The organism is Paraburkholderia flava, from assembly GCF_004359985.1.
In the GTDB taxonomy this organism is placed as follows: domain Bacteria; phylum Pseudomonadota; class Gammaproteobacteria; order Burkholderiales; family Burkholderiaceae; genus Paraburkholderia; species Paraburkholderia flava.
Map to the genome: position 1 here is coordinate 2,059,197 of NZ_SMRO01000002.1, position 23,636 is coordinate 2,082,832.

Here is a 23,636-nt window from a genome sequence, read left to right on the forward strand (position 1 = left end):
GTCATCGGCGATGAACCGCACGCCCCACGCCGCGCTCAGGCAGCACCAGACCCGCGTTCCTCTTCATCCGCCGCAAACCGCACCCCCAAAGCCGCGCGCGCCGCATCGGCCATCTCGATCATCTGCAGCGACAGCGCATGCGTCATCACCGGGCTTTCGTTCGCGCCCGCGCGGATCAGTTCGCAGAAATGCGCGGTCTCGTAGTTGAGGCCGCCGCCGTCGAACGGCGCGTCGAGTTCGACGACCCGGCCGCCCTTATAACGGATCGTCGCGCGAGCCGGGTTCCACCAGTTTTCGTGGATCGTCACGTGGCCGCCGGGCGCCATGATCAGTGCATCGCCGCGACCATGCAGATCGAGTCCGCAGAACAGTTGCGCGATGCCATGTTCGTGCCGGCAGTTCAGACTCGCAAACGTATCGACGCCGGTCAGCCCGACGCGGCCCAAGGTCTGCACGTCGAGCGGCGCACCGAGCCAGTCGACTGCAAGAAAAATCTCGTAGATACCAATATCGAGCAGCGCGCCGCCCGCATGCTCGAACGACAGCGACGGATGATCCGCCGGCACGCCCGGCACCGAGCAGCCCGCGCGCACGAGGCCCGGCACGCCGATCGGATCGCGTGCGAGATGCTCGCGTAACTGTCGATACAGCGGATAGAACGGCGGCTTCATCGCTTCCATGAACAGAAGGCCCCTGCGGCGCGCGGTCGCGACGACGCGTTCGAGCTGCGCGCGATTCACGGTCGCCGGCTTCTCGCACAGCACGTGGCAACCCGCTTCGAGCGCCGCGATTGCGTACGCCGCGTGGCTGTCCTGCATCGTCGCGATATAGACGGCATCGATGCCGCTCGCGAGCAGCGCCGCGAAGCTGTCGCAGGCTGCGCCGCCGGTCGCTTCCGCGAAGGCGGTCGTCGATTCCGTGCGGCGCGACCACACGGAGGCGAGCCGTGCGTGCGGCACGTGCGCGAGGCTATCGGCAAACCGGCGCGCAATGCGTCCGGCGCCGACGATCCCCCAGCGGATGACGGTCGTATCGGTCATGAAGGGTTCGGGTCCTGGTCGTTGTTGAATGACAGGCCCGTATTGTCGCCGATGCGCTTGCCGATGCAGTCGCCGATGCAGTCACCGACGCGCGACGCCATCCGACACCGCGCTCAGGACATGAAGCTCGACGCGCTACCGGAAAGCGCGTCGTCAACCACACATCAACGATGCGGCGGATCCACGGCGAACGCGTTGCCGACTTCTTCGACGGTGTAATCGATCAGCGCAAGCGAAGCCGCCTCAGCCTCTTTCGGATCGCGCCGCTCGATCGCTTCGACGACGCGTCCGTGCGTGCGCTTCACGGCCTCCCACACGCTGTCCTTCTGGTTGATGATCGGGTTCACCGCCGTCAGCGCGCCGCGAATAATCGCCGCCATCTGCTTGAAGAACTGGTTGCCGCTCGCGACGACGATGCGCGTGTGCAGCAGTTCGTCGGCGACCTGGTAGCCGGGCTCGCCGGGCCGGATCGCGCACAGCGCGTCGTACGCGTCGCGGATCGCCGCGATGTCCACCGCGCTGCCGCGCGCGGCGGCCTGCGCGGAGGCGCGCGGTTCGATCAGGATGCGAAACTCGATCACGTCGCGCAGGAACATCGGGTCAGGCTTCGCGCGAAAGCGCCAGTTGACCACGTCCTCATCGATCATCCGCCAGTCGTGCATCGGCCGGATGCGCGTGCCGATCTTCGGCCGCACGTCGAGCATATCGCGCGCGAGCAGCATCGACAGCGCCTCGCGCATCACCGTGCGGCTCACGTCGAACTCTTTGGACAGGATGTCCTGGGGCGGCAGCACCGCTCCATACTTCTCCTCGACGATCCCCGTGACGAGACCGTCCATCACCTTGCTGACCAGTGACCGTTCCTTGTTGCCCTGTTCCATAGCCCTCTCCCCCGATGCGGCGAAGCTGCCCGCATTCTGTTGATCGTTCCGCGCCCTCGTTGCGTCGTCAGGGCCTGTCGTATGGCCCTTTTCGCTACGTTGCTTGCTCCGTAAAGGTTGCGCCAGTTGGGATACGTCCTGACAGGGTTATCCCTCTGAGGAATTGTTTCGTAGTTGAAACGTCTGTACGGACAACGAGTATCAGGCTTGCGTAAAACGCTCGCTGCGCAGGAAAAATTGCATCGCGCGGCGCTCGGGGCGTCGCTTCTACGCCACGCTGGCCGGTTCGGCCTGGGCCAGTCGACCCGGCCCGAAAGATCCGGTCAGCTCGCCGGACCCGCTACGCGACCGACCCGTAACGGCCACCGAAAAAAACCAGCGGCGCATGTTCGTCGAGCGAAAACATCCGCACCTCACCAACGAACAACGTGTGGTCGCCGCACGGATGCCGGTCGACCACCCGCGCCGCGAAACGCGCGACCGCGTGTTCGAGCAGCGCGACGTCGGGCATCCCGTCGACGGTCGCGAAGCGCGGTGCGAGATGCTGCCCGAAGCGCGTCTGCGGCTCGCCGGCGAAGTGCCGGCTGTGCGGCTCCTGCGCATGCGACAGCACGCTCACGCCGAAGCTCGTCGCGCGCATCAGCCGTTCGTGCATCCGGGCGCGATGACCGACCGACACGACGATCAGCGGCGGCTTCAGCGACCCGGACATGAACGCGTTCGCAGTCATCGCGTGCAGTGTGTCGCCGCTGCCCGCCGAGATCACGACGACCCCGGTAGCGAAGCGCCCGAGCGCGTGACGAAAACGGCGTTCGTCGAACGATGCGGCAGCGGAAGCGGAAGCGCTTTCAGCGGCAACCGGCAACGCGCCGGCGCTCACCGCAGCAACCGCAATCGCCCCACCGGCGAACACGCCCGCCGAGCCCGCAGCGCCCTGCACATCACTTGCCGTCGCCACCCGTGCGTCCATCGTCGGTCTCCTTCACGCGGCCGTACTGATCGTCGAAGCGCACGATGTCGTCCTCGCCGAGGTAGCTGCCCGATTGCACTTCGATGATTTCGAGCGGCGTCTTGCCCGGATTTTCGAGCCGGTGCGTGACGCCGAGCGGAATGTAGGTGGACTGGTTCTCAGTGAGCAGAAAAGTCTCGTCGCCGCGCGTGACGCGCGCGGTGCCGCGCACGACGACCCAGTGCTCGGCGCGATGATGGTGCATCTGCAGCGACAGCCGGCCACCCGGTTTCACGACGATGCGCTTCACCTGGAAGCGCTCCCCGTTCTCGAGCGAATCGTAGTAGCCCCACGGCCGCCGGACCTTGCGATGATCCTGCGCTTCGGGTCGCTGCTCCGCCTTCAGCCGACCGACGATCGCCTTCACGTCCTGCACGCGATCGCGCGCGGCGACGAGCACCGCGTCCGCGGTCTCGACCACCACGACACCGGCGACGCCCACGCATGCAACCAGTCGTCCGTCCGAATGCACGAAGCTGTCGGTCGTACCTTCGAACAGCACCGGACCGCGCGCGACGTTGCCCGCCGCGTCCTTCGCCGACACCTGCCACACCGCATCCCAAGCACCGACATCGGACCAGCCCGCAACCAGCGGCACGACGACGCCCTTCAGTCCTTCGAGCCCATCGCCACCGATACGCTCCATCACCGCATAGTCGATCGAATCGGACGGGCATCCGGCGAACGCCGCGCGATCCAGATGCATCGTGCCGTCGCGATCCGCGCGCGCCGCGCTGAACGATGCGTTGCATGCACTCGCGATCGTCGGTCGGCACTGCGCGATCGCCGCGAGCCACACCGATGCACGCACGACGAACACGCCGCTGTTCCACCAGTAGTCGCCGGATGCGACGTAGCGCGTCGCGAGTTCGGCATCCGGCTTCTCGACGAAGCGGCCGATGCGGCGCGCGCCATCGGTACCGTGAGCGTCCATCGGCTCGCCGGTGCGGATGTAGCCGTAGCCGGTTTCCGGATGCGTCGGCGGCACACCGAGCGCGACGATCGCGCCATGCGCCGCGTGCGCGACCGCCTGCATCAGCGCCGCGCGGAATGCGTCAGTGTCGGCGATCAGGTGATCGGCGGGCATTACGATCAGTACGGGGTCGTCAGCGGCGTCGGTAGCGTTTGTCGCGCGTGCGGCAAGCGCCGCCACCGTCAACGCCGGCGCAGTGTTGCGTGGCGCCGGTTCGAGCACGAGCCGCGCGCGGGCATCGCACAGTGCGAGACGTTCGGCGGTCAGCAGATGCAGGTCTTCGCTGCAGATCACGAGCGGTGCACGTAACGCAGGCGCGACCGGCGTGTCCAACGTCGACGAAGCAGCAAACGCATCGCGCACCCGCGCGACCGTCGCTTCGAGCAGCGACTCATCGTCGAGCAGACCGATCAACTGCTTCGGGCTGCGCTCGCGCGACAGCGGCCACAGCCGCGTCCCCGAGCCGCCCGCGAGAATGACAGGCTGCACGACGACCGACGCCGCAGCGGATAGCGCGTCGGTCGCGGGGAAACAAGGTTCGGCAATGCGGTTCATCGAGACTTCCATCGTGAGAGTAAAAGACGGCTTAAGGACTGACGCGATCGAACCACTGCACCGCAGCCGCGGACGCATCGGAAGCCGCCGATACACCCGCCAGCGCGGACGCCGCTAACGCATCGCGCAGCCCGCGTGCCGACACGCCGGATTGATTGCTCATCACTTCGTCGAACAGCCAGCGCTCCGCGTCGGCCATCGCGACTTCGCGTGCGGGCCGTGTGAACAGCGCGTGATCGAGCTTCGGCAACGTCGCCGCGCGAATCCGCGGATAGCGTCGCAATGCACCAAGCTGCGGACCGAACTGCACGCGCGCCTCGTCGAGCCCGACGTCGTACGCGCCGTACACGAGACGCAGTTGCACGCCCTTCGCGTGAATCGTGCGCACCAGCGTGCGTACCTCGTTAGCGACCAGAGGCCGGCCGGTACGCTGTTCGAGCCAGCCGGTCACGCCGAGCCACGCGCTCGTCGCCGCGCGTCGCGCGAGCACCGCCGCGATCCGCAGCGGATGACTGTCACCGCGCAGCGCGCGCAGCCACTTGCGCGGCTTCCATGCGGCATGCCAGTAAACTTTCGACGACGCGAACTGATGCTCGCCCGGCTCGCGTGTCGCACCGTCCCAGATAAATTTCTGCAGATTCACGCAATACGCGCCGACGATCCGCGGCTGCAACGCGCTCGCATGCAGACCGACGAACGCGCCGCCGCACACGCCGACCGTCGCGACGCTCGCGTGCCCGCGCGCGACGAGCCAGTCCGCGCCTGCGGCTGCATCACGGCATGCCTGCTCCGAGTAGATCGTGTCGAGCGTGACCTGATCCATGGTCGGCGTCGCGTCGCCGAGGCCACCCAGGTCCATCCGCAGCGATGTGATGCCGAGCGCCGCGAGACGTCGCGCGAACAGCACGAAAATGCGTCCATCGCCGATGTGATGACTCGCGCCGGTGTTAAAGAACAGCACGGCGGGCGCGTCGGCACGCGGCGTCGCGGGCTCGCAATAGATCCCGAAGTACGGACCGAACGCGACCGGATGTTCGAGCGCGCCTTGCGCGGGCAGTTCGAGCATGGGCTCGTCGGTGGGCTCATCGGTCTGTTCAAGCGACGGCGCGCGTTCAGCAGCCACCGCTGCACCACCGCTCGCGAGCCATTCAGTCAAGCGCGCGAATGCATCGACAGGTTCCTCGCTGTAAAGCGCTTCGATCATGAAGCGGTCGTATTCGTCGAAAGTCTGCCGGTCCACTGCAACGCCATGCGCCGCGTAATGCGTGGCAAGCGCGCCGTTGCGGCTGCGATCGTTGGCTTCCAGCAGCAACACGCGCGCGGCCGGCGCGGACGTATCGGTACGCAGATCGATCGCGGCGAGCCGTGCGATGTCGTCGCCGTAAAGGCCGAAGCCGAACGCTTCGACATAGCCGTCCTGTTCGCTGATCGGATCGGCATTCATTCCGGCCGGTGTACTGAGCCAGCTCTGCCGATGCGCGCGCAATTCGCGCAGATAATTACGTCCGACGATCGCCGGTGCGAGCAGCACCAACCCGTCGATATCGCCGATACGTTCAGCGGCAAGCGCCGCGAGCGTCGCCCCGAGCCGTAGCCCGACGAGCGACACGCGCCGCACACCCGTCCATTCGCGCAGCCTGCGCACCGCCGCCGCGATGCTGTCGAGCCATGCATCGACCCGTTGCGGATCGTCCTCGAAGCCGGCCGAATCGCCGGTGCCCAGATAGTCGAAGCGCAGCACCGGCATGCCGGTTGCCGCGAGCCGCTCGGCGAGCCGACGCCAGCCGCGATGCGTGCACAGCGCGTCATAGCCGAACGGATTGCACAGCACGATCCCGTGATCCCCATCGACGGGATGCAGCCATCCAGAGCACTCGTCGACGGGGTGCAGCCATCCAAAACAGTCGTCGAAGACGACAGATTTCATCTTCTGGTCCCCCACACACGCCCCCGCAAACCATCATTAGTGTCGGCGCACGCATCCGCGTCCACCATTGACGGCATTAAATCAACGGGCGCGGCCTGTATCTGTACGGGCCCGCACACATTCAAAACGCGTACCGATGCACCATGGGATATCGTCGAAACGCATCGTGCGGCGTCCGTCGTGTCCTTCGCTGCCGGGTCCTTCGCTGCTGCGTGCGCGCGTGCATGTGCAGAGGGACTTCTCCCGGCCGTGTGCGTCGCTCGCCTTCTCGCTCCCCCATGGAAAAACGCATCGTCAAGAACATCGCCATCAACTTTGCCGGCTCGGTCGTGCCGGTCTTCATTTCGCTCGTGACTGTCCCTGCGTATCTGCACTTGATGGGTATCGAACGGTATGGCGTGCTCAATCTCGTGTGGGCGTTGATCGGCTATTTCAGCGTGCTCGAACTGGGCACCAGCATCGCCACCGAAAACTCGATCGCCCGCGCGCGCGACTCCACCGACGGTTCCATTGAACGCATTTTCTGGAGCGCGTGTTCGCTGAATTTCGTGAGCGGCGTGATCGGCGGCGCGATCATCTATTTCGCCGCGTACGTGTATGTGACGCACGGCACGAAGGTCGATCCGCAGTTTCAGCGCGAGGTACTCGCGAGCCTGCCGTGGATCGCGGCGGCCGTGCCGCTCGCAAACGTCACGTGGGTGTTCGCGGGCGCGATCACCGCAGTCGAGCGTTTCGGGAGCTTCAACGCGAGCCAGACGCTCGGCACGCTGCTATTCCAGCTGCTGCCGCTCGGCGCGATCTGGTGCTTCTCGCCGTCGCTCGCGGTCGTGATTCCGGCCGCCGTGTGCGCGCGGATCATCGCGGGCGTGCTGCTCGGCGTCGCGACATTCCGCGCGCTGCACATCCGCCGCGTGCGCAAACCCGACTGGCCAACGATCGTCGCGCTGTTCCGCTACGGCCGCTGGCAACTGCTGTTCAGCGGCGCGGGAATGATCGCGCAGACGCTCGACCGCGTGCTGATCGGTGCAATGCTCGGTGCGCGCTTCGTCGCGTACTACGTGACGCCGCAAAACCTCGTGACGCGACTGAACATCCTGCCCGGCGCGATGCTGCGCACGCTGTTTCCGCGCCTGTCCGCATCGACGCGCGAAGACGCCGACGAACTCGCACGCAACGCGCTTGCGCTGTTGAACGGCGTATTCACGCCGTGCGTGATCGTCGCGATGTTCGCACTGCAGCCGTTCCTGCATCTATGGCTCGGCGAGCACATGGCGACGATGTCGTCGCCGTTCGGACGCGTGCTGATCGTCGGCGTGTGGCTTGCCGGACAGTCGAGCATTCTCGGTATCCTGATCCAGGCGCAGTCGCATCCTGCGCAGGTCGCGCGCGTGAGCTGGGTGCTGCTGCCGTTTTTCGCGGGTGCGCTATGGCTCGCGATTCACCTGTTCGGCGTGATGGGCGCGGCGGTCGTCGTCGTAATCAAGTCGCTGTGCGACTACGCGGCGTTTTTGTATTTCGCGAAGCTGCATCTGCGGACGATCGCGGGCAATATGCTTGCGCATATCGCGTTTCTCGTTGTGGCGGTGGCGCTTGCCAGCGAGTTGACGCGGTTGCCTTCGATTATTGCTGCGGCATGGGTGCTGGTTGTCGCGAACCTCGCGTGGTCGCTGTATGAGTCGGCGATGCTGCGGGATTTGCTGCGACGGGTGTGGGGAAGGCTGGCGTTGCGGGCGGGGTGAGTGAATTCGAATGCGCGGGCGTCATGCGAAGGTGATCCGGATTCGAATGCTTAAGCGTCATGCGAAGGTAACCTGGACTCAGCCTGTAGAGCGAGTCACACATTGCAGATCATGCGTGGCGCGACCGCGCGCCTCGCACCGCATTCAGCGCAGCAACGCCATCACACTGCATCTCACCGCCCCACCCCATCCGCAGCCACATCCACCGCCCGCAACCTCCCCGGCCGCATCGTCTCCAGCGCCTGCTCATAAATCGCCAGATACGCATCGCACACATAGCGCACGTGAAACGAGCCGATCCCGTGCCGCGCCCGCGCGACGAGCGCCGCACGCGCCGCGCGATCGGTCAGCAGCAACTCGATCGCGTTGGCGAGCGCTTCGGGGTTCGCGGGCGGCACGAGCAGACCCGCTTCGCCATCGTCGAGCATCTCGGGGTTCCCGTCGACATGCGTCGCGACGATCGCACAACCCGCCTCGCGTGCTTCGCACAGCACGAGACCACCCGGCTCGCGATGCGACGCGAGCACGAACACATCGGACTCCACCAGATGTGCGCGCGGATTCGCGACGAAGCCGGTGAATCGCGTGCGCGCCGCGACACCCAGTTCCTGTGCGAGCGCTTCCATTTCCGCGCGATCGGGTCCATCGCCGACGAGATACAGCATCGCGTCGGGAAACCGTCCAGTGAGCCGCGCGAACGCGCGCAGCAGATCCTGAATGCCCTTGCGTCGATACATGCCCGCGACCGTCACGATAGCCGGATGCGCAAGCTCCGGCGAAGTAGCCGAAGCCGACGGCAGACCCGCAAATCGCGGCGTGCCGATCGTCCCATTACGCACCACCGTGAGCCGTTCGCGCGGCACGCCGCGTTTCGCCATCGACTCGGCGACCGCACGACTCACCGCGACCACGCGATCGCCGTAGCGCATCAACGATGCGCTGCGCTGAAACTCGTTGTGGACCGTCGTGATCAATGCATAACGACGGCGCAGCGTGCAGAAACGCGCGAGCAGCGCGCCGGTCATCATGTGCGCGTGCACGACGTCGGGGTCGCACTGCACAAGCAGCCGGTTGAAGCCCGCGATCATCGACGGCAGCTTCGCGATGCTGCGCGATTGCAGCAGCCGCACGTGACGCACGCCGTGCCGCTCGAGCAGCGTTTCGAATTCGCCGCCCGACGTGGCGACCGTCACGTCGTGGCCGGCCTGGGCCTGCGTGCACGCGAGATCGACCATCATGTTGACGATGCCGTTGCCGACGTTGTGCACTTCATTGGCGAGGTGGACGATTTTCATAGCGGCACGCGAAGTCCAGTTGGTATTCAGTGAGAAGAAAGAGAAGCCGCCTCAAGCGAACGAAGCGGATGAAGCGAACGCGCAGGCGGCGTGAAGCGATACATCAGCGCCTTGCCGTGCCAGTCCTCTTCGACGAACACGAGGTACTCGCCGTCCGGCAGACGGTGCGCGGTGATCGGCATCGATTCGTCGATCATCCCGCTCGCGTCGCCGACTTCCGGACCCGGCGCGAGCCGTCCGACGTCGTGGCCCGTGTCGCGGTCGTAGACGCGCACGATGCCGGTCATCGTTTCGACGGCGAACAGATAGTCGCCGGCCGCGGCGATGCCGTTGATGCCCTGCACGGCCGGCGGTCCGCGATCCGGCAAGTCGATCGTGTAGCGCAGCGTCGGCTTGCCGGACAGCCAATGGTCGTAGCGCGCGAGCGTCGAGCTCGCGCTGTTCCAGTTGTGCTCGATGAACGGTCGCGCGGCCGTCGAGCCGGCGACGAACATCGTGTCGGTCGCCGCGTCGTAGATGAGCCGCGTGATGCGCGTAAGCGGCGCGGGCATCGCGAAGCGCTGCATCGACGCGTAGCGGTACACCGGATTGCCGCTCGCGTCGAAGCCTTGCAGCGGGAAGCGTCGAATGCCGTCGGCGACGGTGCCTTGCCATACGTCGCCGTGCGTATCGACCCACCAACCGGTCAGACGCGGACCATCGGCTGCGGAATCCGGTTGATCGAAGTCATCGGCGGCAAAGCGGCCCTTGCCCGCCGTGTCGCGCCAGATCCATTCGCCGCGCGCCGGTTGATTCGGCGGCCACGCGCCGTCGATATGCGACGGCGCGAACAGCCCCGCCGGAATCGCGGTCTCGCTGTGCGCGGCGAAACGATAGATGCGCAGATACGACGACACCATGTCGAGCGTGAACATCAACCGATGCCCGTCGACGTCACGCACGATCGGCGTGCCACGCTGCCCCTGCGGCAGATGCAGGAACGGGTCGTACGGATAGCGGAAGCGATCGACGGTGTAGCCCGCATACGACCATTCGCGGCCAGGCGCACGCGACAGATCGAGCGTGAAGCGCTTGCTGCCGCTATACACGGACGGCGGATCGCCATCGACGAACTGCGCACCGTCGACGAACAGCAGCCCTTGCAGACTGAAGCGCTGTCGTCCGTCAGGCGTATAGCTTTCGAGCACTGCGCCGTCGCCGTTGCCAGGGCCTGGGCTGCCCGAGCGCGCACGCGGACCGACGCCGTTCATCGACACGTACACATTCCCCGCCCGATCGACACCGACACCGGTCAATCCGTTGAAGCGCAGCGGTCCCGTTGCGCCGCGCCGGCCCGCATAGAGGCCACCGGGTTCGCCGAGCGTTGCGGTCAGCTGCATCGGTGATTTCATATCGCTAGTGTTTGCGTCGGAGGCGGAGGGATCGCGGCTAAAAATCAGCACCTGCTGACGCGGCCCGTTGTCGGCGACCAGCAGACGGCCACGCGCATCGAGCACGACGTCGACAGGCACCGCACCCGCCGGCAACGCGAGTTCCGCGAGACGTGTCCCATTGCGCGCATGGTGGACGACGCTGCGCGTGCCGTCTGTGCGGCCGCGCTCGATGATCCACAGCGAGCCATCCGGCGCAATCGCGAGCTTGCCCGGGTCGCGCACCGCGAATCCGCCGGCGGGCTGCATCGAGTTCGCATCGAAGATCTCGACGCGGTTCGCGAGCGGATTCGATACGAACAGATTGCGGTTGTCCGCAGCGAGACCGCGAATCGCACCGTCCTCGCGTTCCGGCGACTGAGCAATCAACCGGAATGCGAGCGACGTCCCCGGCCAGAACGTCGCACCGACGAACGGCACGCCCTGCGTGAAGTCATCGCGACTACGACGCGTCACGCCGTACCAGCGCACGCCTTCGGGCGGCAGGTTCTTCACGGCGGCCAGCGCATTGCCGACGCTCTCGACGACCTGCGCCGCGAACACATAGCGATCGTTGACGGCGATCGCATCGCCGCCGAGCATCCCCCAGCCGTGCGAGCCACCGCCGTAGCCGAGCAGCTGGCCGTCGCGGTAGTGGCCGAGTTCGCCGCCGCCCTCGTCCCACAGCGCGTTCGTGAACACGTCGCCGGATGGTGCGACCGCGATCGCCTCAACGTCGATCTGCATCCAGCGGCGATTCGCGTAGCCCCATGTATTGCCGATCCACGACGTGCGGTACGACAACGGGGGACGCGGCGACAACGCGACCGGTTGCGCGGCGGGAAGCGCCTGTTCGGCGCGCGCTGCCGTATCGAGTGTGGAGGACGGCTCAGACGCCTTCGCCACCGTCTGCGCCGACGCCGTATGCGCGACCACCGCACCGCCCGGATCGAGTGCAACGAGCGCAGCCGCAACCGGCAGCGTCACCACCGCCGCACCGATGAACCACTCGAAAAGCCGACGTGAACGCGAACGGGTCAGCATGATCTCGTCGTCCAGACAACCGCGCTAGAAAGCCGCTATCGCTTCGCGATAGACCTCGGCGACCTGCGCGGCGACGACAGGATGATCGAAATGCTCGCGCGCATACGCGCGGCACTCGGCGGACGAAGGCAATAGACGTCGCCCAAGCAGTGCATCGGCAATCCCGCCGCCCAGCGCATGAAAACCGCCCGACGGCAGCACGAGATCCGGCGACAGCGGCGCAACGGCCTCAGGCAATCCGCCGACCGGCGTCACGAGCACCGGTGTGCCGGACGCGAGCGATTCGATCGTCGTCAGGCCGAAGCCTTCGAGCGACACGGTCGGCACCACGGTGACGTCGGCGGCCGTGTACCACAACGGCAGCGCATCGTCGGGCACGAAGCCCGCGAGCTGCACGTGTGCTTCGAGACCGCGTGCGTCGATGCGCGCCTGCAGCTGCGCTTCGAGCGGCCCCTTGCCGGCGATCACGAGCAGCGCGTCGGGCACTGCGCGACGCACGACGAACATCGCGTCGATCAGATCCTCGATCCCCATCCGCGACACGAGACGACGCACGCAGAACAGCAGCGGCCGGTCCTGCGAGACGCCGAGCTGTTCGCGCGCGCTGCGCTTCGTCACGCCGCGATCGAAGCGATCGACGTCGACGCAACCGGGCACGACGCGAATCCGCGCTTCATCGATGCCGTACTGTGTATGCAGGATCTCCGCAAACGCATGCGACAGCACGATGTGCCGTGTGCCGCCGCGATACACGAAGCGTTCGAGCGCGCGACGCATCCAGCGCGACAGCGCACCGCGTCCTTCCGCGCCGGACTCGTCGGCCCACGGCCCCTGAAAATGCACGACGCGCGGCACGCCGCCGAACACACCCGTGGTCGGCGCCGCATACAGCGCGAAATGCGTCGCAACGACATCAGGCACCCGCGCCTGCTTCAGTTCGCGGGAGCGGGCACGCGCCTGCCAGAGTCGTGTGGCGAGCCGCTCGTGCGGTGCCGCGAACGGATGCACGAGACCACCCGACGCTTCGAGCACACCGGGACTGCCCGCAACCATCCCGCGTACGTTGACGCCCTGCGCAGGCAGCGAATCGACGAGCGCCTTGAACATCCGGTCGAGACCACCCGGCTTCTCGGCAAACCAGTGCATGCCGATATGCAGCGAATCGATCGTACGGTTCATGATTTCACCGCTGCGGTGTCGTGAGCCGACGCGCGTACCGATGCATCGACGCGCCCTCGACGCCGCGCCGCCACCTGCGCATACAGCGCGAGATAGCGACCGGCCATCGTCTGCCAGTCGAGCGTGCGCGCGAGTTCGCGTGCCGCCGCGCCCATCGTGCGTGCGCGTTCAGGATCGTCGGCGAGCCCGCGAATTGCCGCCGCTAACGCGACATCGTCGTCAGGATGGTCGAGCACCACGCCGCAGTCGGGGCCGATTACTTCCGCGCCGCCCGCTGTTCGCGCGGTCACGACCGGCAATGCGGCCGCGAGCGCTTCGAGCAGTACGAGGCTCATCGCCTCGTAGCGTGACGGGAACACGAACGCGTCGACCGCGCGCATCAGCGCGGGCATGTCCTTCACGAGATCGGTGAAATGCACGCGCTCCGCGAGCCCCAGCGACGCCGCGAGCGCCGGGTACGGGCTGTTGCGCAGAATGCCCGCGACGACGAGATGCACGTGCGGCGGTGTCTGCGTCAACGCGCGCAGCACCGTGTCGAGGTTCTTGCGCGACACGCGCAGATCGCCTGCGAACAGCAGCAGAAACGGTGCATCCGGTAAGCCGAAACGCGCGCGCTGCGATTGCTTCGACGCGTCCGATTCGCCAGGCGTGAACTCATCGACATCGACACCGTTGTGAATCACACGCAGCCGCGCACGATCGATCCCGAGCGCGCGCACTTCCTGCGCGACTTTCTCCGACACCGGCACGATCGTGTCCGTGCGACGGAACGCCCAGCGCTCGCACCATGCATTGAGCCGTGTGTAGATCACCTGGTAGGCGTCGTACGGGCCGCGCAGCAGACGGAACGGATAGAAGCCGCAGCGATACCACCCATCGTGAACGAAGTGCACCGCGTTCACGTCCGCACGCGCCCATGCGATGAAGCCGTTAACGTGCACGACATCGAACTCGTCGCGACGCGCGCGGATCCACGCGCCGCTGCGCCACGCGAACAGCTGGTATTGCAGCAGACGCGTCGGTAGCCTGCTTTCCGCGATCGGCACGAAACACGCGAGCGGATGCGCGACGAGTTCGGGCGCGGCCTTCGATGCAAGCAGCGTCACGCTGTGCCCCGCCGCGAGCGCGGCACGCGCGATCTCGTAGTTCACGCGCCCCTGGCCATCGTTGTTCGTCACGACATGCGTGACGATCAGGATGCGTAGCGGCGGACTTGCGGATGAATGCGCAGAGGAATCTGCGGAAGAAATCGTCGGCATCATCGTCGCGACTCCCGCGTCACCGGCACACGGGACACACCGTGCACAGGCACACCCTCCACCCCAGCCGCAACAGAACCCGCAGAAACCGCAACAGCCGCCCGCTGCCGCAACTGAGCCGCGCGCAATTCGCGCGCGTAACGCTGACCGATAGCCGGCATCATCACTCCGATAAAGAAAAACATCCCCGGCAACGCGACCAGCGTATTGACGAACACCATCATTGCGAAGATCGCGAGCGCGACGCCGACGCCGGAAATCGCGAAACGGTCTCTGGAACGCGACAGGCTCGCGCGAAACGCGCGCCACATCAGGATCAGGATGCCGCTGGTGTACAGCAGCGTGCCGGGCCAGCCCATCACGAACGGCACTTCCATCAGGCCGCTGTCGAACACGACGTTCAGTTGCGACGAGTTGTCCGCGAGCTTCGTGCCGAGCCCGGTCGTGCCGAGCCCCTGCCCCGCGATGTCGGTCAGCGCGACCGACAGGAAGTTGCGATAGAACTCCGCGCGCACCTGGTAGCTGTCGTCCTTGCTCAGGTCCGACAGCGAATCGAAGCGATGCATGATGTTGTCGGACACGTCGCCGATCATCGCGAGCGGCGCGCACAGCATCGCGAAACCGAGCAGACCCGCGATCATCCGCATGCGGCTGCGGCCATCGAGCATCGCGAGCGGATACAGCAGTCCGACGACAAAACCGCCCCACGCGCCACGCACCGACGTGAACAGCAGCGACGGAATCGCGACGAGGCCGGTCAGCATTTTCGTTTTGCCGGGCACCGCGAGCATCATCAGCAGCACGACCATGATCGTCGGCGCGTACGCACCCGACGAATTCATCGTGCTGCTCACGCGCATCGCGAACGGCACCGGATGCCCCTCCGATTCCATCTTCGACGCGAGCAGCCAGAACGCATCCCACGGCGGCGGCGACACGTACTGGATCACGCCGTACGCACCCATCACGATGCCGCCGTACGTGAAGGTCTTCAGCAGCACGCGGTGATACTGCGGATACTCGCGCCACGTCACGACCAGCTGGAACGCGATCAGCACCGGAAACAGCCAGTTGACGAGCGTGAACGTCGCCGCGGCCGGACCCGCCCGCGTCATCCCGACGATGTACGAGTAGAACAGCGCGAGCACGATCAGCACGAGCGGCGCCGCGCGACGCTGGCCGAGCACGTGCACGTTCCTGAGCAGCGACAGTCCCGACAACGCGACCGCGAGCATCGACGCGATCATCACCGGGCTTTGCGGATTGAACGCCCCGTTCATGAAATCCGCGAGACGCCGCACTTCCGGCGACAGAAAAAACAGCCAGCACACGAAGCCCAGGTAATGCGCGGGCGAACGCCGGTAGAACCATGCAGCAATCGCGAACGCGCCGGCCGGATAGAACAGCTCGACGAGTCGCCCCTGATGCGCGAGGATCAGCAGCATCGTCACGCCGAAGAATGCGAGCGGCAGACGCAGCGGGTGGCGCAGGCCGGACTGGGTGGTGCGACGTGCAGGCGCTGCGCGCTGCGCATGAGGTGCGGCAACGCCCGGCCCACGTCCCGCATACGGAGAACGCGGCGCTAAAGGCACAGGTTGCACAGCCTCGCGCAGCCAGGTGGAAGGCGTATTCATCGTCGGTCGGGTCCGGGCGGAAGGCGGACGGCGGCCGTGCCGCTGCTCGCACTGTTGCGCGGGCAGCGGACGGTGTCCGCCGTCACAGCAGTTCGAAGGTATTGACGAGCGCGTGTCTCGCCGTGTCGCGCTCGCGGCGCAGGCCGGCGAAACGCGGCTGCGCGCCGTGCGGATGGCGCGTGAGTCCGATGAACGGGACACCGTGCTCGAGGTACGGGCCTTCGCTCTTGCGAAAACCGAACTGCTCGTAGAAATCGCGCAGCCCCAGCGGCGCCGATACGCGCGCAACGCGGCCCGGCCAGTGCTCAGCGATCGCATGCAGCACGCGTTCGATCAGCAGTTCGGCGGTGCCGTCGCCGCGCCGCACCGGGCTCGTCAGCACCTTGTCGATCAGCACGTCGGGGTCTTCCGCATCGCCGGGCTTGATGCGCGCATAGGCGAGCACCGGCATCGGACGCGCCATGTCGTCGACCGCGAACACGTGCAGCGCGGTGTCGTCGTGACCGTCCGCGTCGAGGCAGACATGCGACTGCTCGACCACGAACACCGCGCTGCGCGCCCGCAGGATCAGGTACATCTCCCGCGCGGTGAGTTGATCGAACTCCAGCGTTTTCCAGTTCATTGCCCCTTCTCCCAGCATGCTTGCGACGGACCAGGTCCGTTCGATGGCCACACGTTACGTCGCCGACCCGCATGTTTCCGTGCGGCATCGCACTGACGCTTACGCCTCGCAGTTCGTTAAATACGGTCAACCTGCACGACGCGCGGCGCGAAACATCGCAAAAGACTCAGCACACGACACAGCACGAGCGCAGGCGACGGGGCCAATCCCGAGGACTCGACCAACAAGGGCAGACATTTCATGAAAACAGCATTGCGACGCATTCTTTCCGAATCGGCACGTCTCGACGTGTCGCCGGACACACTGGCCGACGACGCCGATCTCTACGCGGCGGGACTGTCGTCGCTGGCGACGGTGCATCTGATGCTCGCGATCGAAGACGAATTCGGCATCGAGATTCCGGATCGCATGCTCACGCGGCGGCTTTTCTCCAGCATCGATTCGCTCGCCGCCGCGGTGACCGAGCTGCAACAGGCGCAGGCGGCAGCATGAACGCGCCGATGCCGCACAGCGCTGCTGCTGCCACCGCCGCTGCGCCCGTGGATACCCCCACGCTCGCCGCGGTCGAGCCCGAGCCCGGCTGGCGCGCGGCCGCGCTGCGCGCCGCGCAGGTCGCCGCGCAATACGCGGATGCGGTCGATCGCGACGCGCGCTTCCCCACCGAGGCTTTCGACGCGCTGCGACGCGAACGTTTGCTATCGGCGTTCGTGCCCGTCGAGTACGGCGGCGCGGGACTGTCGCTCGCCGATCTCGCCGCGATCTGCGAAACGCTGGCACAGGCCTGCGCATCGACGGCGATGGTGTACGCGATGCATCAGATCCAGGTGGCCTGCATCGAAGCGCACGGCAGCGGTTCGCCATGGCAGCGGGCGCTGCTTGGCGATCTGGTCGAGCATCAGTGGCTGCTTGCATCGGCTACATCCGAGGAAACGATCGGCGGCAATATGCGCACCAGCGCATGCGCGGTCGAACTCGTCGATGGCGCTTTCCGGATCGAGAAGCTCGCGCCGACGATCTCGTATGGCGCGCACGCGGACGGCATTCTCGTCACCGCACGGCGCACTGCCGAATCCGCAGCGGCCGATCAGGTGCTGATCGTCGCATTACGCGAACACACGCAGCTGGAAAAACGCGGCGGCTGGGATTCGATGGGGATGCGTGGCACGTGCAGCGAAGGCTTTCGCCTCGTCGCAACCGGTAGCGCCGAGCAGATTCTGGAGACGCCGTTCGCCGAGATCGCCGATCAAACGATGCTGCCCGTGTCGCACACGCTATGGGCCGCTGTGTGGACCGGCATTGCCACCGATGCGGTGAACCGCGCGAAGGCATTCTTCCGCGCGCAGGCGCGTGCGAAGCCCGGCTCGGTGCCGCCGGCGGGCATCCGCCTCGCCGAAGCAGTCGGTCTGCTGCAGATGATGCAGGCGCGCCTCGCGGTCGCGCTCGATGCCGCACGCGCAGCGCACCTCGCAAAACGCGGATGTCTCGCCGACGCACCGCTCGCCGCGATGCTCGGTTTCGCATCGGACATGAACACGCTAAAGACCAGCATTTCGTCGACCGCGCTGCAGGTCGTCCAGGAAGTGCTGATGATCTGCGGAATGGCGGGCTACAAGAACGGCACGGAATACAGCGTCGGGCGCCATCTGCGCGATCTGCACTCCGCACCGCTGATGATCAATAACGACCGTATTGCGCAAAACACGGCCAGCCTGCTGCTCGCACAGCGTCCGGCCGCTCCGGGGAGAGCTTGAGATGAACACGATGACCGATACCGCCGCGCTCGCGAACGTGGCCGGCGCTGCGGGTAATGGTGCGGGTAATGCCGATCATGTGCCCACGTTCCGCGACGAACTGCTCGCGCAGGGCCTCTTGATCGACACCGGCGAAAACGGCCTGTACGGACGCAGCCAGGTGTTCGAAGACGTGGTCGACCGGTTGAACGTCGCGATCACGCATCTCGGCGCGGACCAGGCACCGGAGGTACTGCGCTTTCCGCCGGCGATGCGCCGCACCGACTTCGAAGACAGCGAATATCTGAAGAGCTTCCCGACGCTCGCGGGCACGATCCATTCGTTCTGCGGCAACGACATGAGCCATCAACGTCTGCTGCGCTGTCTCGACGATGCAATGGCGGAAAGCGACGACGACCGCAGCGACGCGTGGATGGAACAGCAGAAACCGACCCGCGTCGTGCTGACGCCGGCCGCGTGCTATCCGATCTATCCGGTGATGGCGCGGCGCGGTCCGCTGCCCGCCGACGGACGCACGATCGACGTGCTGTCGTACTGCTTCCGTCATGAACCGTCGCTCGATCCCGCGCGGATGCAGATGTTCCGCCAGCGCGAATACGTGCGGCTCGGCACGCCCGATCAGGTGATGGCGTTTCGTCAGATGTGGATCGAACGCGGCTCGTTGCTCGTCGGGCTGCTCGATCTGCCGGTCGACGTCGATCTCGCGAACGATCCGTTCTTCGGCCGCGGCGGCAAGATCATTGCCGACAGCCAACGCGCGCAGGCGCTCAAGTTCGAACTGCTGATTCCCGTCGCGAACGCGGACAGCAAGACCGCGTGCCTGTCGTTCAACTATCACATGGATCACTTCGGTGCGATCTGGAAGATCGAGTGCGAAGACGGCAGCGTCGCGCATACGGGCTGCGTCGGCTTCGGGATGGAGCGCATCACGCTCGCGCTGTTCCGGCATCATGGGCTCGACGTGAACGCATGGCCCGACGACGTGCGCGCGCTGTTGTGGGGCGATACGCAGCAGCGCGTCGAGCAGGCATTGGCGAACGCGACGACCAGTACGCACGGAGAATCCGCATGACTCCCCCGCTGACGACGGTCTTGCGCAGCGCCAACGATGCGACCGTGGCTTTGCCCGTTGCAGCCGTGGTGACACCGCTCTTCGCGCCGCCCGCCCCCGCCACTGCGCGCAGACATGAAACGTACGTCCCGCACGCGTTACATCAGGGTGAGCGCGTCTGGCAGGAAACCAACTGCTACGTCGATCTGTGGATCGAACTGCTGCACGGCTTCGGGCTTGATCCGCGCGCGGCGCTCGCATTCACCGTGACGCAGGACTTCGAAGGCGATCAGTTCACGTTTTTCAAGTTCCCGCTTGAGGATCTTGATCGTCTGTACGGCACCCAGGTTCAGGAACTGGCGATCTACGATTCGCTCGAAGATCGCGTGCTCGCGCAGACGCAGCGCGGCCATACGGTGCTCGTCGAAGTCGATGGCTACTATCTGCCGAATACGCGCGCGACCTCCTACCGTCGCGAGCATCCGAAGACGACGGTCGGCATCGACTTCATCGATTCCGCTGCACGCAGGCTCGGCTATTTTCATAACACGGGTTATCACCGGCTCGACGGCGACGACTACGACGGCATTTTCCGCAAGCTGCCGCAGTTCGCGGATCGGCCCGAGCTGCTGTTTCCGTATGTCGAATTCGCGAAGCAGTCGCGGCCGGCGCTGGAAGGCACCGCGCTCGCGGATGCATCGGCGGAACTGCTGTGCGCGCATCTCGCGCGGCGGCCGCTGCGCAATCCGGTCACGCAATGGCGCGCGGCATTCCCCGCGCATCTCGACACGCTGCTCGCGCGCGGCGAACCGTTCTTCCATCCGTATTCGTTCAATCTGATGCGGCAGCTCGGCGCGAACTTCGAGTTTCTGTCGAAATATCTGCTGTGGCTGCATGCGCAGGGCTTCGACATTCCCGCGTCGATTCCCGCCGCTGCGCAGACGATCGCATCCGAAGCGATGGTGATGCAGTTCCGTCTCGTGCGCGCGATCACACGCGGCCGGCGCGATCCGTGCGACGACTGCTTCGACGTACTCGAAGCCGCTTACGACGACACGATCACCCCGCTTGCCGCACTCGTGCTGTGACCGCGCGGCCGCCCGCGAGCCTGGCGTCCGAGGCGTCGCCGGACTCCGCCGGTGCCGCGGACGACTTCTGGCCTCAACGCCTCGACACCGGCTGGCAGTGCGTGAGCACGCCGGCCGGTGCGTGTGCGTCGCCTGCGCAATGGCCTGTCGACGGCTGGCTCGATGCAACCGTGCCGGGCACCGTCGCGGACGCATGGCGTGCGGCGGGACGGCTCGATCCTGAGCATCCTCCACCGTTTGCATTCGACGATCACTGGTACCGGTTGCCGCTCACCGGCACAGGTTCGCGACGTCTTCGCCTGCACGGCCTCGCGACGATTGCCGAAGTCTGGCTCGACGGCACGAAGCTGCTCGATTCGACATCGATGTTCGTTGCACACGACGTCGAACTCGATCTGGGCGGCACAGCGGTGCTCGCGCTGTGCTTCCGTTCGCTCGCGCCCGCCCTCGCCGCGCGTCGGTCGCGCGCGCGCTGGCGGCCACGTCTCGTATCGCCCGCGACGCTACGCAATGTGCGGACGACGCTGCTCGGTCATATGCCGGGCTGGTGTCCGACGCTGCAGGCGGTCGGTCCATGGCGTCCCGTCGAACTGCTCGGCGCTTCGCAAGATGCGATCGATACAGTGGATCTTCGTAGCACGCTCGACGGCGACGATGGCCTTGTGCATCTGACGCTCACGTTCGCGATGCCGCAGACGCTGGAGCGAATGCGCGACGGTGTTGCATTGCTCGTCTGTAGTGAAGCGCGCGGCGCGCTTACGTGGAGCGATGCACGTACGCTCACCGGCACCCTGCGTGTACCGCATGCCGAACGCTGGTGGCCGCACACACACGGCACACCTGCGCTTCATCCCGTCACACTCGAACTCGATCACGCAAGTTGCGAACTCGGCCGCATCGGCTTCCGCTCGATCGACGTCGAACGCGGCGAAGACGGTCACGGCTTCACGCTAAACATCAACGGTACGCCGGTGTTCTGTCGCGGCGCATGCTGGACGAGCGCCGATCTCGCGACCTTAGCCGGCACGCTCACGCAACTCGAACACGCGTTCTCGCTCGCCCGCGACGCGGGGATGAACATGCTGCGCGTCGGCGGCACGATGGTCTATGAATCGGATGCGTTCTACGCGCTCGCCGATGCATACGGCATCCTCGTCTGGCAGGACTTCGCATTCGCGAATTTCGATTATCCAAACGATGCGGATTTCGCCGCATCGGTCACGCTCGAAGCGACGCAGTTTCTCGCGCGCACGCGCCGCTTCGCTTCGCTTGCGGTGCTGTGCGGCGGCAGCGAGATCGAACAGCAGGCAGCGATGTTCGGACTGCCGCGCGACATGCGCGCGCAGCCGTGGTTCACCGAACGTCTGCCCGCAATCGTCGCAGCCGAACGACCTGACGTGCCTTACGTACCGCATTCGCCCGGAAATACATCGGATGACGAATCTTCGCGTAACGCGAACACGTGGCCGTTCTCGACGCGCACCGGCATCACGCATTACTACGGCGTCGGCGCATATCAACGTCCGCTCGACGACGTGCGCCGCGCACAAGTGCGCTTCGCCGCCGAATGCCTCGCCTTCGCGAACGTCCCCGACGACCACACACTGCATGAAGCCGTAGGCACCCTGCAGTCACACGATCCACGCTGGAAAGCCGCCGTGCCACGCGACCCAGGCGCCGGCTGGGACTTCGACGATGTCCGCGACCACTACCTGCGCACGCTGTACGGCGTCGATCCCGCACGTCTGCGTTACGAAGACAACGCGCGCTATCTGGACCTGTCGCGCGCAGTCGTCGCAGAACTGATGACCGACACGTTCGCCGAATGGCGCAGCACGCATTCGACATGCGGCGGCGCGCTCGTATGGCAGTTCCAGGATCTGCGTGCCGGCGCGGGCTGGGGTCTCGTCGATGCATTGGGACGGCCTAAAAGCGCATGGCACGCGCTCGCTGGTGCATTGCGTCCGGTGCAGCTCGTCATCACTGACGAAGGCCTCAACGGTCTCGATCTGCACGTGAGCAACGAAACCGCTACGCCATTGCGCGGACAGCTGGAACTCGTCTGCTTGCGCGACGGCGCGGTCAAAGTCGCATCGGGCAGCTGCACGATCGACATGCCGCCAAGCAGCCGTCAACGGATCGAAGCAGCCGCCTGCCTCGGCCAGTTCTTCGATCTGACTTATGCGTACCGCTTCGGCCCACGCGCGCACGACGTGACGATCGCGACGCTGCGCGATGCATCGACCGGCGAGATATGGTCGGAAGCATTTCATCTGCCGGATCGAAGCGTGCACGAGCGCCACGATTTGGGATTAGTCGCCACGCCCGAGCGCACGACTGAAGGCTGGCAACTCGTCGTCGAAGCGCAGCGCTTTGCGCGCTTCGTGCACGTCGTGGATAGCCGCTATCGCGCGACACGCGACTGGTTCCATCTCGCACCGAATCGTCGGATCGTAGTACCGCTTGTACCCCTCACGCCGCTACCTCAAAGCACTTCGTCAAACGCCAGTAAGAACGCGAACGATACAACTCCTGCACCGACCGGCGAACTGCGCGCGATCAATGCACGTGCACCGATCTTCTACGGCTGATCGATTCCTTTACTTCGCGTTTTATCTCCGCTTTTCTTCGCAACCCGTGTAGAGGCTCGGCCCGGATGGGCCGTCGCGCCTTGCGAACACGGTGTCGCGACACCACTCGCACGCGTTCGCGAATATCGCAAAACCCGTTCCGTTCGCCAACGCACGCAGTTCGATGAACACATCTGAATCATTTCGACGACGTGGGCACAGCGTTGTCGCGTCAGCGTTCACCCGGACGTTTCAAACCGTATGCACCGCGCAAAAGCCCCTCACAAGGCACCGCTTCCCCAATCCGATCAAGGACTTGAGTCGAATAAAAAAGACCTTTCCACGATTATGCGAATCCTGACCCGCTGTACAGATTTGAAACAAAAACGCACGTTTTGCCGCGCAGTGAGACACCAGCGTCTTCGCTGCACCGCACCAGTACTGGCTTTGAGGGCATTTGGCACGGTCCTCGCTAAACAGATGCCGCGACATAAGCGAAGCGTCCGGTACATAAAACAATCACCGACGCAAAGAGGCCATACGAGGCCGGTACTACATCACGTCGCCGCTCGCCAGGCGGCACGTTGGACGGATGTAGTGGCCGGGGGTT

The 23,636-nt window shown here is 65.7% G+C and carries 17 protein-coding genes; 6 read left to right on the forward strand and 11 right to left on the reverse strand.

What is annotated here, in order from left to right; translation table 11 throughout:
• Positions 1-35 precede the first annotated feature (35 nt).
• From E1748_RS20715 to E1748_RS20735, 5 genes are all read right to left on the reverse strand, one after another.
• A complete protein-coding gene (locus E1748_RS20715; RefSeq protein ID WP_133649016.1) occupies positions 36-1,040 on the reverse strand; it encodes a Gfo/Idh/MocA family protein in 1,005 nt (334 codons plus the stop codon).
• Positions 1,041-1,204: 164 nt separating this feature from the next.
• Positions 1,205-1,921, reverse strand: coding sequence for a FadR/GntR family transcriptional regulator (locus E1748_RS20720; protein ID WP_133649017.1), 717 nt, complete (start codon positions 1,919-1,921; stop codon positions 1,205-1,207).
• Positions 1,922-2,261: 340 nt separating this feature from the next.
• The gene (locus E1748_RS20725) at positions 2,262-2,891 is read right to left on the reverse strand and encodes a flavin reductase family protein (RefSeq protein ID WP_133649018.1); all 630 of its coding nucleotides are present in this window, start codon (positions 2,889-2,891) and stop codon (positions 2,262-2,264) included.
• Positions 2,863-4,458: a mannose-1-phosphate guanylyltransferase/mannose-6-phosphate isomerase gene (locus E1748_RS20730; protein WP_133649019.1), complete on the reverse strand. Its 1,596-nt coding sequence runs from the start codon at positions 4,456-4,458 to the stop codon at positions 2,863-2,865. The genes E1748_RS20725 and E1748_RS20730 overlap by 29 nt, the downstream gene beginning before the upstream one ends.
• Before the next feature lie 31 nt (positions 4,459-4,489).
• Positions 4,490-6,385 carry an alpha/beta hydrolase family protein gene (locus E1748_RS20735; protein ID WP_133649020.1) on the reverse strand — a complete coding sequence of 632 codons (1,896 nt, stop codon included), beginning with the start codon at positions 6,383-6,385 and terminating at the stop codon, positions 4,490-4,492.
• A gap of 278 nt (positions 6,386-6,663) precedes the next feature.
• On the opposite strand from E1748_RS20735, the gene E1748_RS20740 reads away from it, so the two are divergent.
• Positions 6,664-8,124 carry an oligosaccharide flippase family protein gene (locus E1748_RS20740; RefSeq protein ID WP_133649021.1) on the forward strand — a complete coding sequence of 487 codons (1,461 nt, stop codon included), beginning with the start codon at positions 6,664-6,666 and terminating at the stop codon, positions 8,122-8,124.
• A gap of 173 nt (positions 8,125-8,297) precedes the next feature.
• Here the strand turns inward: E1748_RS20740 and E1748_RS20745 are convergent, their stop codons facing one another.
• The 6 genes from E1748_RS20745 to E1748_RS20770 all read right to left on the reverse strand — a co-directional run bounded on the left by E1748_RS20745 (position 8,298) and on the right by E1748_RS20770 (position 16,566).
• Complete coding sequence (locus E1748_RS20745; protein WP_133649022.1) at positions 8,298-9,419, reverse strand: glycosyltransferase family 4 protein; 1,122 nt, start codon at positions 9,417-9,419, stop codon at positions 8,298-8,300.
• A gap of 26 nt (positions 9,420-9,445) precedes the next feature.
• Complete coding sequence (locus E1748_RS20750) at positions 9,446-11,872, reverse strand: NHL repeat-containing protein (RefSeq protein WP_133649023.1); 2,427 nt, start codon at positions 11,870-11,872, stop codon at positions 9,446-9,448.
• A 24-nt stretch (positions 11,873-11,896) separates the two neighbouring features.
• On the reverse strand, positions 11,897-13,051 hold the full coding sequence (locus E1748_RS20755; protein WP_205965266.1) for a glycosyltransferase family 4 protein: 1,155 nt from the start codon (positions 13,049-13,051) through the stop codon (positions 11,897-11,899).
• A complete protein-coding gene (locus E1748_RS20760; RefSeq protein WP_240766697.1) occupies positions 13,048-14,313 on the reverse strand; it encodes a glycosyltransferase family 4 protein in 1,266 nt (421 codons plus the stop codon). The genes E1748_RS20755 and E1748_RS20760 overlap by 4 nt, the downstream gene beginning before the upstream one ends.
• On the reverse strand, positions 14,310-15,944 hold the full coding sequence (locus E1748_RS20765) for a hypothetical protein (protein ID WP_205965267.1): 1,635 nt from the start codon (positions 15,942-15,944) through the stop codon (positions 14,310-14,312). Before E1748_RS20765 ends, E1748_RS20760 begins: the two co-directional genes overlap by 4 nt.
• An 82-nt stretch (positions 15,945-16,026) precedes the next feature.
• On the reverse strand, positions 16,027-16,566 hold the full coding sequence (locus tag E1748_RS20770; RefSeq protein WP_133649025.1) for a GNAT family N-acetyltransferase: 540 nt from the start codon (positions 16,564-16,566) through the stop codon (positions 16,027-16,029).
• A gap of 240 nt (positions 16,567-16,806) precedes the next feature.
• Here E1748_RS20770 and E1748_RS20775 point away from each other — a divergent pair, with 240 nt between their 5' ends.
• Genes E1748_RS20775 through E1748_RS20795 form a run of 5 tightly spaced genes read left to right on the forward strand, consistent with a single transcriptional unit; the run spans position 16,807 to position 23,047 of the window.
• A complete protein-coding gene (locus tag E1748_RS20775; protein ID WP_133649026.1) occupies positions 16,807-17,058 on the forward strand; it encodes an acyl carrier protein in 252 nt (83 codons plus the stop codon).
• The gene (locus E1748_RS20780) at positions 17,055-18,317 is read left to right on the forward strand and encodes an acyl-CoA dehydrogenase family protein (RefSeq protein ID WP_133649027.1); all 1,263 of its coding nucleotides are present in this window, start codon (positions 17,055-17,057) and stop codon (positions 18,315-18,317) included. Before E1748_RS20775 ends, E1748_RS20780 begins: the two co-directional genes overlap by 4 nt.
• A gap of 1 nt (position 18,318) precedes the next feature.
• Positions 18,319-19,389, forward strand: coding sequence for an amino acid--[acyl-carrier-protein] ligase (locus E1748_RS20785; RefSeq protein ID WP_133649028.1), 1,071 nt, complete (start codon positions 18,319-18,321; stop codon positions 19,387-19,389).
• Positions 19,386-20,456: a DUF1839 family protein gene (locus E1748_RS20790; protein WP_133649029.1), complete on the forward strand. Its 1,071-nt coding sequence runs from the start codon at positions 19,386-19,388 to the stop codon at positions 20,454-20,456. Before E1748_RS20785 ends, E1748_RS20790 begins: the two co-directional genes overlap by 4 nt.
• Positions 20,453-23,047: a glycosyl hydrolase 2 galactose-binding domain-containing protein gene (locus tag E1748_RS20795; protein WP_420819334.1), complete on the forward strand. Its 2,595-nt coding sequence runs from the start codon at positions 20,453-20,455 to the stop codon at positions 23,045-23,047. The genes E1748_RS20790 and E1748_RS20795 overlap by 4 nt, the downstream gene beginning before the upstream one ends.
• The last annotated feature ends 589 nt before the right edge of the window (positions 23,048-23,636 follow it).